Source organism: Brinjal little leaf phytoplasma (assembly GCF_978563805.1).
Genome location: NZ_CEAFKD010000004.1, coordinates 30,336 through 44,668, shown reverse-complemented (window position 1 = coordinate 44,668; position 14,333 = coordinate 30,336). Strand labels below are relative to the sequence as shown.

The following is a 14,333-nucleotide window of genomic DNA, read 5'->3' as shown; positions in this document are numbered from 1 at the left end:
AATCCTTTTCTATTATAAAGTAATTTTTAATCTAAAAGTTGTTTTTTTTATCTCGCTTTTTGTGGTAAAGGTTGTTTTTTTAATTTTCTTTCGTATTCATTTTTTCTGTATATAAGGTAATATATTCTTGTTTTGGATTGAAGTGAAGGTAGTATTTGGCTGTTTTATTATCTTCATATCTTTCCTTTTTTTGCAAAGAGCATTTTACTTCGTTAAAATATAAATCTTCATCTGTTTCTAGTAAGTATTTAGGACCTTTATAGTCCATTTGGATAGAGTATGACCTTGTTTAACAAAAGAATTATTAAAACCACTATTTGTTGGTCTGAATTTAGAATCTTTATTACTTGCGTTATCTATATCAAAACTCACAACTGTTGAAATAATCGAAATCACTTCCTCCATGACCTTTCTAAGGAGGCATTTTTTTAGTATAATACCAATTATAAAAAGGTTCTCTAATAAAAGGGGCTAAATCTTTAGGAACTTTATCTAAATGTTGACAATTATCTAAACCGTTGAAACCGAAGAAAGTATATTTTCTTTCAATGATGGGTTCTGATATTTCACCTACTTGATTTAATATCCATTTTCCTTTATCCTTTACAAAAGAAGGTTGGTTTTTATCTTCTGGATTTAAAGCGTATTTAGTATTATAATCACCTTTTTTATAATAATATTCGGCTTTAGTTTCAATTTTAGGTTCAGGAATAGGTTTACTTTCTTTTTTTACTTCCGTTATATTATCTATATACATGGTGAAAACTTGAAATGATATAATCATAATACTAATAATCAAATAAGAAATAAGTTTCCTTTTAGGACTTGTTTTTGAGATTTGATTTTGATTTAATTTTTTGTTATGACAAATGATTAAATAAGGTCCTCTAACACTAATAAGGCAAGAATTTCAGTAACTAGAATAATAATTTTAAAAGTAGAAAACATAATATATTATCTCCTTTTTGAAATAAATGTTTTATTTATTTTTGTGGAATTTATTTTTTTCATTTAATAAAATAATCTAATTTAAATTTTTATTTAATAGTAATAATAATTTAATATTTTATTTTTTTTTGAATAAAATAAAAAAATATTAATTTATTAGAAAAGAGATTAAATTTTTATAAATAAGAATTTAAAGATTATATGAATATTAGTTTAATTAATTTTGGATTAAGATTTTTTAAAACAAGTTGATTAATTTTTTAAAATTTTATATTTCGAAGATGAAATAAATAAAAAAATTAATAAAAAAATAATTTTTTAGGAAAATATTTTATTTTTTGCGTTAAATATTTGATAAATTTATTAATTTTTAAATTTTTTTGATGTAAAATTAGTATGGGAGAATAATTTTTATCCAAAATTATTTTCACAATATTTATAATATCTTTTTAAAAATATTTAATGAGAGAAGAGGTTATGTAAAAATAAAATGGTAGCAAAAACATTAAATAAAAAGAATAATATTCAAAGTTTTATATCTTTAATTTTTATTTTTATATTTTCATTTGTAAATTTTTTTTATTTAATTCAATTAGAAGTTATTCAAGGTGATCCAAACGATGAATTAAGAAATGTTTTAACAAAACCTCAATTAGGTGAAATATTAATAAAAGGTAATGAACCAACTAAAAGCGAAATTATAGATGCAGTAAAACAACAAAATCCTGATTTAAATAATAAACATCTTGATATTGTTGGATCAATTGGCAATACAAAAGCTAAAATTAGTTCCAATGAATATATTAATGATGTAGAAGTTACTTATAGTCTTAAAAAAATAGGTAGTTCTTTTAATATATGGTGGTTTTCTCTTATTTTAAGTTTAATTTTAGCAATATTAGCTTTAGTAGGTTATTATTTTTATAAAAAAAATAATAATATTTTAGAATAAAAGAAAATATTTGTAAATGATTTATATAGAATAATCAAATTAAATTGGTTATTCTATTTTTTTTCATAATAAATTTGTTTTTATAAATGAAAATAGTTATTTGTTTTATACAAAAATAACAATTATCATTACAAACAATAAAAAAATTATTTATGATTTTATTTTTTAATCATAAATAGTTTTTTTATTGTTTGTAATAAGTATAAATACTCAAAAGAATAATTTCAAAAATAAAAATAAAATCTTCTTTAGATTTTTCAGTCATGTTTTTTTTCTTTTTCAAAAAATTTAAAATGATAATTTATATTATTGTATTTTATATTTTTTGTATTAAATATTCAAGAAGATCAAGAACATCCTCTGTTTCGTTTTTTTATACAACTTTTTATTTTAAAATTGTTCCTTAAGACTTCCAATTAAGTAGATAATTTCATATCTTTTCAAATTAAAGAAATATTGTTTTCATTCAAAAAAGTGTCTAAACTTTTTTTGATAATTCTTTGGCGTTAAAAGATTTTTTTAATATTTTATTCTTACACTATATAGCTAGTTAAAAAAAGTGAAAAACTAGTAAACAAAATGAAAAGAAAATACAATGATTTTTGATATAAATTTAACATTTTTCTTTAAAAAAAGCGTACTAAAGTAACCTTTTTCAAGGTTATATTATTTTATTTTAATTCAACTAAAAATTTAACTCAGATTTTGAGTATATTGAGATGGAGTTGAATTGTTTAATTTGCTTAAAATCCAATTAGTATTCCAAAATTGAGGAAATTGATTGATTAATTTTTTCAATTTTGTTAGAGGATTTTTGAAATAAAAAAGGATTTTAATAACCATTTAGGGTTTTTATTTTTTATCTAACAAACAACCTAAAAAGGAGACAAAAAATGAAAAACGATACCAGTCCAGAAATTAGAATCGGATGGTGGAACAAGAAAATCACCCCTAACGATTTAACTCGAATTAAAAATTTTTTTAAAAACACTAAATGAAGACTTAATTAACCTCACTATTATTGCTCATTCTAAAAAAAAATACCTACCCAGAAGCTAATTACCGCCATAAAAACCAAAATCTCTTCTTCGATCCTCAAATCTTAGAAGAAATTAAACAATCAAAAATAACCTTAATTAATGATGATTTTTCTTCTAGCAATAGTTTTAAACTATTATTTTCTGATTTAACTCCTATTAAAAGCCAAAACAACTACCTTAAAAAACCCTCTATCCTCTTTTTCAAATCAATTATCAAAATGCAACCAAAAATCAGCTTAAAAAATTAATTGGTAAAATTAATGTCAATAAATTAGAAACTTTACAATTATATCAATTAGATTCTCAAAAGCTAGATCAATGCCATAAATCCATACAAAATAACTATAAAAAAGGGATAAATATTATTTATCGTTGTAAATCAAATTTAAAAGATCTTTAATCCTTTTTAACGAAAAATAAACAAGTTTATTGGGCGAAAAAACTACATCCCGAATATAAATATATACCTAAAACAACAAGAATGAAACTCTTTTATAACACTTCACTGACTCTTTTATAACAGTTTGTCTTTTAAAATAATCTCTATATAAAGATTAACTCATTTAGGGAGTGATATTTTGATATTTTATATCGATAATGATAATGATACTCGATATTTGGATATTATCGCATTATCATTTTTCATATCATTATTATTTATCGATATCAAAAAAACCTCTTAAGACTTTTAAACCAACCTTTCAAATTACTAAACCAAGATTCAATAGGGGTATTATTATCATGGGGACAACCAGGCCGCGACATACTAATTAAAAATCTTTTTTTTGTAAAGTTTGTTGCCAAATCCGACTAGTATAACCCCCAACCACGATCAGAATGAATAATACAAGGGCTTTTTAATTTAGGTAGATCCTTAAAAGTGGCTTGGATTAATTTTAAATTAGGACGTAAGCTGGTTTGGACACTCCAAATTTGTTGATGATAACCATCTAAAATCACCGATACCCATAAGAATCCCTGTTTAGTATTAAAACAAGTTAAATCGGTATAAAGTTTGGTTAAAGGTTGATCGGTGTGAAAATGATTTTTAATTAAATTAGGTTGATAAGCGATATTTTTTTGAAAAATTTTATTTTTAGTGTGGGGGGCGCTATTTCATTCACCAATTATTTTGGCGCATTATTTTTAAAATCACTTTATGATTAACGTTTTCTGAAAAAGTATGACGATATAAAATGGTAATTTTACGATAACCACAAGCGTAATGATATTTTTGACATAATAAACCTACTCTTTTAGTAATTAATTGATAATTATGTTGGCGTTTTCTTTTTGGTTTTTGACTTTTTCGCTAATAATAATAAAGAGATGACCTTTAATTTTTAAAAGTGTTAAAATCCGCGTAATGTTTAAATTTTTTTGATAAATCTTGACTAAAGGTAACATAATTTTCGATAAATCAGGACGTTGATAAAAAATTGCCGTTTGTAACAACTCAATTTGTTTTTTAATTAACATTCACAACCTTTTCCTTTATTTAATATAGCACCATTTTATCATCCTTATGGAAAATAAATTAGCTAAAATAGAAAAATAATTTATTTTAGAGACGAGTTTTTTATTTTTTTTGGTTAACTAATAAGTGAAGAGTTAAAATGGTTTCGTCTTTTGTCTTGAAAAAAACTTTAAAATTAGGAAATTAAATTAAACAACTTCCGCAGTTAAAAAAAGTTTTTTTTACGAGAAAAGATGAGGTTATACAACTGAAAAAGTGGTTTTGGTGATTATTTATAAGTTAAAAAGTTGTAACAAAATATGGGTTCGGTGCGATGGACGAATAACATTTTTTTAAAAAATAAAACTATATTATTTTTTGTATTTTAAAAAAACATTATTTTTACATTTTAGATTATAATAAAAATAAAGTTAAAAGCAATTCTTTTTAGTATAAAAAAATATTTAAGATTTTTTATAACAGTGTGATTTATAATTATATGAATAGAAATAACTAATTATATGTATATAATTATAAAGGTAAGTACTTTTTTGTATTATAATATTTTCTATATTATATATAATTTATTATTTCAATTTATTAATATATTGTTAAATTTTAATAATTATTTTTGGATTTTTGTAAAAAAAATTATAAATAAAAGATTTTTATAAAAAATATTCAGAAAAAACTAGGTAATTAGCATGGAAATTAAAAAAATAAATAATGATTTTATTCAATATCATTTTCAAATAAATAAAGATGATTTTGAGATTTTAGTAGATAAAGTTTTTGATAAAATAAAACATAAAGTGGAAATTAAAGGTTTTAGAAAAGGTTTTGTTACAAGAAATATATTTGAAAAACATTTTGATCCTCAATCTTTATATAAAGACGCTTTTGAAGTTTTAATTCAAGAAAAATTAAAAGAAATATTTCAAAATACTAAAGAATGTAATTTTATAGGGCGTCCAAAAGTTATTGACTTTAAATCAGAAGATTTAATGAAAAAAAAAGATTTTTTTAATTTTGGGTTAGAATTTGTTTTAAAACCTCAAATCCAAATGTGTAATTATAAAGATATTATTTTAAAAAAACATAATTTAGAAGTAACAGAAGAAGAAGTTCAACAAAAAATAAATGTTTTATTAGAAAATAATCCTATTTTAGAAGTCAAAGAGAGCGATTCATCTATAGAATTAGGTGATATTGCTGTTTTTGATTTTGCAGGTTATTTAAATAATCAATTATTTGAAGGAGGTTCAGCGACCAATTATACTTTAGAAATTGGTTCTAATAAATTTATTCCTGGATTCGAAGAAGGTATGATAGGATTAAAAAAAAATGAAGAAAAAGACATTATTGTTAAATTTCCTCATGATTATGCAAAAGCTGACTTTGCCGATAAAGAAGTTGTTTTTAAAGTTTTGTTACATGAAATTAAAAGAAAAAAAAGCGTTGTTTTAAATGATGAATTAGTTCAAAATATGAAATTACCTAATATTAATAATGTTAAAGATTTTAAAATAAAATTAAAAGAAGAATTGATTAATCAGAAAAAAAACGAAATAGAAAATAAACAAAAAGAAGAGATTTTAGATTTTTTAATTAAAAATTCTGTTTTAAAAATTTCTCAATTTTTAGTTAATGAGGAAGCTCAAAATTTAAAAAAAGATTTTGAAGAACAATTAAAAACTCAAAATATAACTTTAGAGAAATATTTGGTTCAAATTAATCAAACAGAAAAAAAATTTTTAGAAGAACTTAATGAACAAGCTTTAAAAATGTTGAAAACAGAATTTTTATTAGACGAAATAGGTAATAAAGAACAAATTCAAGTATCTCAAGATGAATTAGAAGCAAATTATAAAACAATTAGTAATCAATATAAAGTAGATATAGCAAAAATAAAAGAAAACGAAACTTTTATAAAACATGTGAAAGATAATTTAATAAGACAAAAAACTATTATTTTTTTATTAAAACAAAATATACAAAATAATATTCAATAATTTTTGAGAAAAAATTATTTAATGAAATGGAATTTTTAAAATTTTGCATAAAAGGATGTAAAAATATATGACTAATAAAAATAACAAAGAAAAAGAATTGGACAACGAAATAATTCCTACTGATTTACCCGCTATTATTGTTAGAGATATTGTGCCAATCCCTTTTAATGATATAAGACTTGAAATAGGTAGAACTTTTTCTATTAATGCTGTGAAATTAACTGAAACTAATAAATGTCCTTATGTTGTTATTTTATTACAAAAAAATCTATTACAAGAATGTCCTAAAATATCTGATATAGAAAAATATGGAGTTGTAGCTAAAATTTTAGTTTCTATTAAAATTAGTGATGATCTTTATAAAGTGAAATTTCGAATTATTAAAAGAGCTAAGATACAAGAAATATCTAAAAATAAAGATTTATATTTTGCTAAATATAAAGAAGTACCAATTGTTTTCGGCGATTTAAAAGAAGAAAAAACTCTTATTAAACTAATAATGGAGAGAATAGCCCTAAATATAAATCAACTTTTATTAATGTCAGAAAACACTTTTTTAGAACAAATAAAAGATGGCATTACAACTGAAAAAGCTGCAGATTTAATTATTTTTGTTTTAAAAATCGAAGAAAAATATAAATATAAATATTTAAAAGAAACTCATTTAAATAAAAGACTTATTTATATTTTACAAGATATCGAAATGAAATTAGATTTCATAGATTTAGAAAATAAAATTAATTCCGAAGTTAAACGTAGTATTGATGAAAACCAAAAAGAATTTTATTTAAGAGAAAAAATGCGTGCTATTCAAAATGAATTAGGGGATAAAGTTAAAAAAGAGGAAGAAATAGAAGAAATAAGACGAAAAATTAATACTTCTAAAATGCCTAAAAATATAAAGACAAAAGCTTTACAAGAACTTTCTCGTTATCAATCTATTTCTTCTGCTTTAGCTGATTCTTTTGTTATTCGTAATTATTTAGATTTTATTATTGCTTTGCCTTGGGGTAGAATAAGTAAAGATATTAATGATTTGAAAAAAATCGAATTGGTTTTAGAAAAAAATCATTATGGTTTAAAAAAAGTCAAAGACAGAATTATAGAATATTCAGCTGTTAAAATAATGACTCGTAAAAACCCTCAAACTATTATTTGTTTGGTAGGTCCTCCTGGTGTCGGAAAAACTACTTTAGCTATTTCGATTGCTGAAGCTTTAGGCCGTAAATTTGTTAAACAATCTTTAGGCGGTTTACAAGAGGAAAGCGAAATAAAAGGTCATAGAAAAACTTATGTTGGAGCCATGCCAGGACGTATTTTAAATGGTTTAAAAGATGTTGGTGTTATGAATCCAGTGTTTTTATTAGATGAAATTGATAAATTAGTTAATAATCTTCAACATGATCCAGGTGCTTCTTTATTAGAAGTTTTAGATCCTAAACAAAACAAAACTTTTGTAGATCTTTATTTATCAGAACCTTTTGATTTATCTGAAGTATTATTTATAACAACAGCCAATGATTTAAGCAATATTTCTGAACCTTTAAGAGATCGTTTAGAAATTATAGAATTAAGTTCTTATACAGAACAAGATAAAGTGATTATCGCAAAAGAACATTTATTACCTAAATTATTAGAAGAACATGGATTAAATAAAGAACAGTTTTCAATAGATAGAGAAGCAATTCTTTATTTGATTAGACATTATACTAAAGAAGCTGGAGTAAGAAATTTAAATAAAAAAATTGCCACTTTAGTTAGAAAAACAGTTAAAGAAATTTTAATTAATAAAATTAAACAAGTTAAAATAGATATTAATAATATTGAACATTTTTTAGGTAAAATCGTTTTTCAACATTTATTAGCTAATAATAAAAACCAAATTGGAGTAGTGAATGGTTTAGTTTATACTTCTTTTGGTGGTGATATTTTACCTATTGAAGTGACTTATTATAAAGGAACTGGCAAATTAGTTTTAACTGGTCATTTAGGTAAAGTTTTAGAAGAAAGCGCAATAACTTCTTTTAGTTTTTTAAAATCTCATGCTGAAAAGTTAGGCATTGACTATAGTATTTTTGATAATAATGATTTTCATATTCATTTTGTAGAAGGAGCTATTCCTAAAGATGGTCCTTCAGCCGGCGTTACTATAGCTACTTCTGTTTTATCAGCTATCAAAAAGAAATGTGTGAGACAAGATGTTGGTATGACAGGAGAAATCACTTTAACCGGTTCTATTTTACAAATAGGAGGTTTAAAAGAAAAAGCTATTGCAGCTGATAGAAGTGGTTTGAATACTATTTTTATTCCTAAAGATAATTTAAAAGATTTAGATGAAGTTCCTGAAGAAGTAAAACAAAAAATTGAAATTATTGCTATTGAAAATGCAAACGATGTTTTTGACAAAGTTTTAATTAATTAGATAAAAGGAGAGAATTATAATAATGGAATTACCCATAACACTATCTAATTATTCTTTATATATATATATTAATTGTATTTTTATAATTATAGGTGTTTTATTTACTATAGAAAAAAGTATGATAGATATTTTTTCAGAACAATATGGTAATCATAGACCTGATAGTTCTCAAGTTTTTTTAAATCGTTTAATATTATGTTTAGTTTTTATTTATTTTGTTTTTTCTTATTTTTATTTAAAACAAACATTTGGTCCGAAATAATTCAAAAAAAAATATAAAATTTTTTTAAAAAAATACATTATGTTTATTATTATGTTATAATAATGAATATAATGTATTAATAATGCAGAGATAATTGTTAAAATGTTTTTTTGTTGTTTTTTGATGATTAAATTTATTAATTATTGCAAAAAAGGAGTTGATTGAATGATAAAAACTGTTGTACAAAAAGAAGAAACTTTTGATGAAACTTTACGCCGTTTTAAACGTGATGTTTCTAAATCAGGAAATTTAGCTAGAGCTCGTAAAAAAGAATATTACGTAAAACCTAGTACAGAAAGAAAAAATCGCAGAAGATTTGCTAAAAATAAAAAATATTAAGTTTAAATAAAAGATTCACCTAATTTTTATAAGGTGTTTTTTATTTTTTAAAAGAAATAATATTTTAGATTTAAATAAATTTAGGTATAAATAAAATAATTAAAAAAAATTAAAAATATTTTTAAAGAAAAGATTATATTTATAATAATGATTGTTGAAATATATAATGAAACAAAACAAAAGACTACAAAGTTGAACAAACTTTTGATAAAAATTTTTTCTTTTATTGAGGATCAAAATAAAATTCAAAACAAAATTAATATTGTTTTTATTAGTAATAGTGAAATGCAAAAAATGAATTTTTATTATCGTCAAAAAAACTATCCTACTGATGTTTTAACTTTTCCGAATGATAATTATGATAATTATTTAGGCGATATTTTTATTTCTTTAACAAAGGCTTCTGAACAAGCTCAAAAAAATAAACATAGTTTAGATAGAGAAGTTTCTTTTTTGGCTCTTCATGGTTATCTTCATTTAAAAGGTTATAATGATGATACTGAAGAATCTTTACAAGAAATGATTGATATACAAGAAAACATTTTAAAACAACATAATATTTAATGTTTTTTATTTATTTTTTTAAATTTATTTTTTTTGGATAAAGGGGTTTTTTTATAGTGTTTAAATCAGGTTTTGTTTCTATAATAGGAAAAGCTAATGTAGGTAAATCTACCTTATTAAATTCTTTATTAAATCAAAAAGTTTCTATTGCAAGCGATAAACCCAACACTACGAAACACAAAATTCTAGGTATTTATAATGATCAAAATTCACAAATAATTTTTATAGATAACCCAGGTTTGATATATCAAAGAAAAAAAATTTTAATTTCTAAAGTTAACTTTGTTACTTTAAAAAATATTGAAGATGTTAAAGTTATTTTATTTCTTGTTAATGATGAATATCGAGCAGAAGATAAAGAGATTTTAACTTTTTTTCAAAAATATAATAAAAAAATTATTTTGATTGTTACAAAAATTGATCTTTTTAAAAAAAAAACTTCTATTGATAAAATTATTTTAAGTTATTTAAAAAATTTTACTTTTGATGCCGTTATCCCTTTATCCAGTATAAAAAAACAAAATTTAAATATTTTAAAAGAAAATATTTTATCTTTATTGGACGAAGGACCTCCTTATTTTTCTAAAAATTTTACTACTAATTTGTCTAAAGAAGACTTAATATTAGAATTTGTAAGAGAAAAAATTTTTTATTATTTAGATAAAGAGTTACCTCATGTTTGTTCAGTTTCTTTAGATAATATTATAAATAATGAAGATTTTTCTATTCAAATAGATATTTTGATTTCAGTACCAAAAATTAGTCAAAGAAAAATTTTGATTGGTTTTAATGGATCTAAATTAAAAAAAATTAGACTTGCCACTCAAAAAGATATTCGTCGTTTTTTAAAAAAGAAAATTTATTTAAATTTATGGGTTAAAGTGGATCCTAAAATGAAAAATAAAGGAAAAGTTTTGTTTGATGTAATATCTGAAAACAAATGATAAAAAAATTAAAATTGGTTATATAAGATTATGTCAGAAAATAAAATAAATAATATTTCTTTTAAAGACATTATAAATTTTATGAAACAAACTGGTTTTGTTTACTCAGGTAGTGAAATTTATAATGGTTTAGCTAATAGTTTTGATTATGGTGTTTTAGGTAGTTTATTAAAACAAAATATTAAAAAAGCTTGGATCAAGAAATTCGTACAAGAAACCGAGAATAATGTTTTAATAGATAGTTCTATTATAATGAATCCACAAGTTTGGGAAGCTTCAGGACATTTATCTTCTTTTATAGATCCTTTGGCCGAAAATAAAGATAATAATAAACGTTATAGAGCTGATAAATTAATTAAAGAACATAATCCTCAAATTAATGTGAATAAATTAACTTTTGATGAGATGACTGAATATTTAATTCAAAATGAAATTTTAGGTACTAAAAATTGGGCATCTGTTAAAAAATTTAATTTATTGTTTCAGACTCATCAAGGAGTTGTTATTGAAAATTCTTTCCCTTTATATTTAAGACCAGAGACTTGTCAAGGTATTTTCGTTAATTTTAAAAATATTTTACATTCTACTAGAAAAAAAATTCCTTTTGGAGTCGGTCAAATTGGTAAATCTTTTCGTAATGAAATTACTCCTGGTAATTTTATTTTTCGTACTTGTGAATTTGAACAAATGGAATTAGAATTTTTTTGCCATCCTAAAGACTATTATGAATGGTTTGTTTTTTGGAAAAATTATGCTTATAATTTTCTTTTACAATTAGGTTTTTTTTCTCATTATTTAAAAATGAAAGATTATGAAATTGATGATTTAAGTCATTATTCTAATGCTACTACAGATATTTTATTTCATTTCCCTTGGGGATTTGATGAACTATGGGGTATTTCTTCAAGAACTGATTTTGATTTGAAACAACATCAACAATATTCTAAAAAAGATTTACAATATTTTGATGCCGCGACTAAAGAAAAATATTGGCCTTTTGTTATTGAACCTTCTTTAGGTGTTGAAAGAATTTTTTTGGCTCTTATAATTAATTGTTTGTCGAATGAAAAATTAGAAAATAGTACTACAAGATTGATTTTAAAACTACATCCTTTTTTATCTCCTTATAAATTAGCTGTTTTACCTTTAATTAAAAGTAAACATAGTTCGAAAGCTAAAGAATTATATAAAAAATTATCTTCTTTTTTTGAAGTCTGTTATGATGAAAATCAAAGTATAGGCAAAAGATATAGAAGACAAGATATGATAGGGACTCCTTTTTGTTGTACTATAGATGGACAAAGTTTAATAAATGATACAGTAACTATAAGAGAAAGAGATAGTTTATCACAAAAAAGATTTAAAATCGAAGAAATTACAGAATATGTTCAAAAAAAAATATTTTTTTAATTATTTATAAAATAAAAAAAGAGGGTTGTTTTTTCAATATAGAAATTGAATTTTATGATTGATATAAATAAAGATTTAATTAAAAGATTAAATAAAGAAATTTCTATTTATGGATTAGTAAATAAAGCTGGTGTTGTTTTAAAAAAAAGTGGGAAAAATTTTTTTGGCTTATGTCCTTTTCATAAGGAAAAAACTCCTTCTTTTTCTGTTTCTGTTGAAAAAAATATCGCTTTATGTATGGCTTGTCATAAAGGTGGTTCTCCCATTAAGTTTTATAGCCAGTTTAAAAATATTTCTGAATTAGAGGCGATTAAACAGTTAGCTGAGTTATTTAATTTAGTTTTACCTGAAAAAAAAATTTCCTTTGAAAATCCTTTAGATTCGATTTTAAAATCAGTTTATAAATTTTATCAAGATTCTTTATTATTTTTATTAGAAAAAAAAGAATATGAAGATCACCCTTTAATAAATTATTTATTAAAAGAAAGAAAACTAAATAAAGAATTAATTAAAGAATTTGGTTTAGGTTATTCACATAAAAGCAATAATGCTTTGATAAAATATTTAGTTGACAAAATGAATTATAAATATGAAGATTTACTTAAATTAGGTTTAATTTCTTATAATCAACAAAAACAACTACAAATGAATGATCAAAATAAATATTTGGATTTTTTTCGTAATCGTTTAATGTTTCCTTTGACTAATATAGAAGGTAAAATAGTTGGTTTTTGTGGACGTTCTTTTCCTGAAGATTCTCAAGAAAAAAAAGAACCAAAATATTTATTTAATAGTAGTGATCGATGTAAAAAAGAAAATTTATTATATCGTTTTTTCGAACATAAACAAGATATTCATGAGAAAAAAGAAGTTATTTTATGTGAAGGTTTTTTTGATGTTATTTCTTTTTATAAAATAGGTATGAAAAATGCTATTGCTGTTTTAGGCACTCATTTGAATCGAAACCAAACGATATCATTAAAATCGATAGCTTCAAAAATTATCATTGCTTTAGATGAAGATTATGCAGGTAAAATAGCCACTGACAAAATGGCTTTAGAATTAAATAAGAATAAATTTATGATTAATATTTTAAATTTACCTTCAGGTTTTGATCCAGATCAATATATTACTACATCGAAACAAGATAACATTGATTTTTTGACACAAAAATTAGAAGAAAGAATGAAAAATTATATTTTTATTCAAATAGATCGTTTAATGCAAGAAGGTTGGACTAAAGATCAAATTAAATTAAATATTGAATCATTATTAAAATATCATAATAAAGATACTATTCAATATTTTCAAAATAAAATAAATGAAAAGTATCAAATTCAAATGAATTTATTATCTTTTATTTCTATAAAAGAAACAAACCATCAATTATTGAAACAAAAACAAGATAAAATTTCTTTAAAAGGCATTATTCAAAATAATGACAAAGAAAGAAATATTTTAACTGAATTATTTTTAAATTCAAAATATATTGATTTTGTTTTAGAAGAAAGTTATAAATATAGCACTATTAATTATGCTATTATAGAATTAATTCGTAAAATCAAAGAATATTATATCAAATATGCAACGGATGAAGAAAAATTGCAATACGGTATAAATATTTCGAATTTTAAAAATGTTTATAAATCTTTTTTAGATAATATAAAGGATTCAACTAAAATATATAATTTATTGTTTCAAGTCGAAAATAATCCTGTTTTTCAACAAAAAAAGAAAATAGATAATCCAGAATATTTAAAAATACTTTTTTATCCTTTTGAAATAGAAGAATATTTTATAAATCAACAAGAAATAAAAAAAGAAATTCAAATTCTTCAAGAAAAAATTCTTAAAGAAGAAGATCTTGTTAAAATTAATCAATTCTTTGATGAATTAAAGAAATGTAAAGAAAAATTAATAAATATTGAAAAAATTCAGTTTTAAAAAATTAAATAGAATTCTTTAAAAAATAGAATTACTTTTT

At 22.0% G+C, this 14,333-nt stretch carries 13 protein-coding genes; 9 read left to right on the top strand and 4 right to left on the bottom strand.

The window, feature by feature from the left end:
- Positions 1–79: 79 nt before the first annotated feature.
- Positions 80–268 (bottom strand): hypothetical protein, encoded by a 189-nt coding sequence (locus ACTCUI_RS01570; RefSeq protein ID WP_463431127.1) that lies wholly within the window; start codon positions 266–268, stop codon positions 80–82.
- Positions 269–412: 144 nt separating this feature from the next.
- On the bottom strand, positions 413–799 hold the full coding sequence (locus tag ACTCUI_RS01565) for a hypothetical protein (RefSeq protein ID WP_463431125.1): 387 nt from the start codon (positions 797–799) through the stop codon (positions 413–415).
- A gap of 639 nt (positions 800–1,438) precedes the next feature.
- Here ACTCUI_RS01565 and ACTCUI_RS01560 point away from each other — a divergent pair.
- Complete coding sequence (locus ACTCUI_RS01560; protein WP_463431123.1) at positions 1,439–1,900, top strand: hypothetical protein; 462 nt, start codon at positions 1,439–1,441, stop codon at positions 1,898–1,900.
- Between the two features lie 2,160 nt (positions 1,901–4,060).
- Here ACTCUI_RS01560 and ACTCUI_RS01555 read toward each other — a convergent pair.
- Positions 4,061–4,204 carry an IS3 family transposase gene (locus ACTCUI_RS01555; RefSeq protein ID WP_463431161.1) on the bottom strand — a complete coding sequence of 48 codons (144 nt, stop codon included), beginning with the start codon at positions 4,202–4,204 and terminating at the stop codon, positions 4,061–4,063.
- Positions 4,204–4,419, bottom strand: coding sequence for a hypothetical protein (locus ACTCUI_RS01550; RefSeq protein ID WP_463431121.1), 216 nt, complete (start codon positions 4,417–4,419; stop codon positions 4,204–4,206). The genes ACTCUI_RS01555 and ACTCUI_RS01550 overlap by 1 nt, the downstream gene beginning before the upstream one ends.
- 681 nt (positions 4,420–5,100) lie before the next feature.
- Here ACTCUI_RS01550 and tig point away from each other — a divergent pair.
- The 8 genes from tig to dnaG all read left to right on the top strand — a co-directional run bounded on the left by tig (position 5,101) and on the right by dnaG (position 14,293).
- Positions 5,101–6,408 carry a trigger factor gene (tig, locus tag ACTCUI_RS01545; protein WP_463431119.1) on the top strand — a complete coding sequence of 436 codons (1,308 nt, stop codon included), beginning with the start codon at positions 5,101–5,103 and terminating at the stop codon, positions 6,406–6,408.
- Between the two features lie 67 nt (positions 6,409–6,475).
- On the top strand, positions 6,476–8,830 hold the full coding sequence (gene lon, locus ACTCUI_RS01540; RefSeq protein ID WP_463431117.1) for an endopeptidase La: 2,355 nt from the start codon (positions 6,476–6,478) through the stop codon (positions 8,828–8,830).
- A gap of 22 nt (positions 8,831–8,852) precedes the next feature.
- Positions 8,853–9,092 carry a hypothetical protein gene (locus ACTCUI_RS01535; RefSeq protein ID WP_463431115.1) on the top strand — a complete coding sequence of 80 codons (240 nt, stop codon included), beginning with the start codon at positions 8,853–8,855 and terminating at the stop codon, positions 9,090–9,092.
- Between the two features lie 165 nt (positions 9,093–9,257).
- On the top strand, positions 9,258–9,431 hold the full coding sequence (rpsU, locus tag ACTCUI_RS01530) for a 30S ribosomal protein S21 (RefSeq protein ID WP_463431113.1): 174 nt from the start codon (positions 9,258–9,260) through the stop codon (positions 9,429–9,431).
- Positions 9,432–9,578: 147 nt separating this feature from the next.
- Positions 9,579–9,995: an rRNA maturation RNase YbeY gene (gene ybeY, locus ACTCUI_RS01525; RefSeq protein WP_463431111.1), complete on the top strand. Its 417-nt coding sequence runs from the start codon at positions 9,579–9,581 to the stop codon at positions 9,993–9,995.
- Positions 9,996–10,051: 56 nt separating this feature from the next.
- Complete coding sequence (gene era / locus ACTCUI_RS01520) at positions 10,052–10,939, top strand: GTPase Era (protein ID WP_463431109.1); 888 nt, start codon at positions 10,052–10,054, stop codon at positions 10,937–10,939.
- A gap of 30 nt (positions 10,940–10,969) precedes the next feature.
- On the top strand, positions 10,970–12,349 hold the full coding sequence (locus ACTCUI_RS01515) for a glycine--tRNA ligase (protein ID WP_463431107.1): 1,380 nt from the start codon (positions 10,970–10,972) through the stop codon (positions 12,347–12,349).
- A gap of 54 nt (positions 12,350–12,403) precedes the next feature.
- Positions 12,404–14,293, top strand: a complete 1,890-nt coding sequence (gene dnaG, locus ACTCUI_RS01510) for a DNA primase (RefSeq protein ID WP_463431105.1) — start codon at positions 12,404–12,406, stop codon at positions 14,291–14,293.
- Positions 14,294–14,333 lie beyond the last annotated feature (40 nt).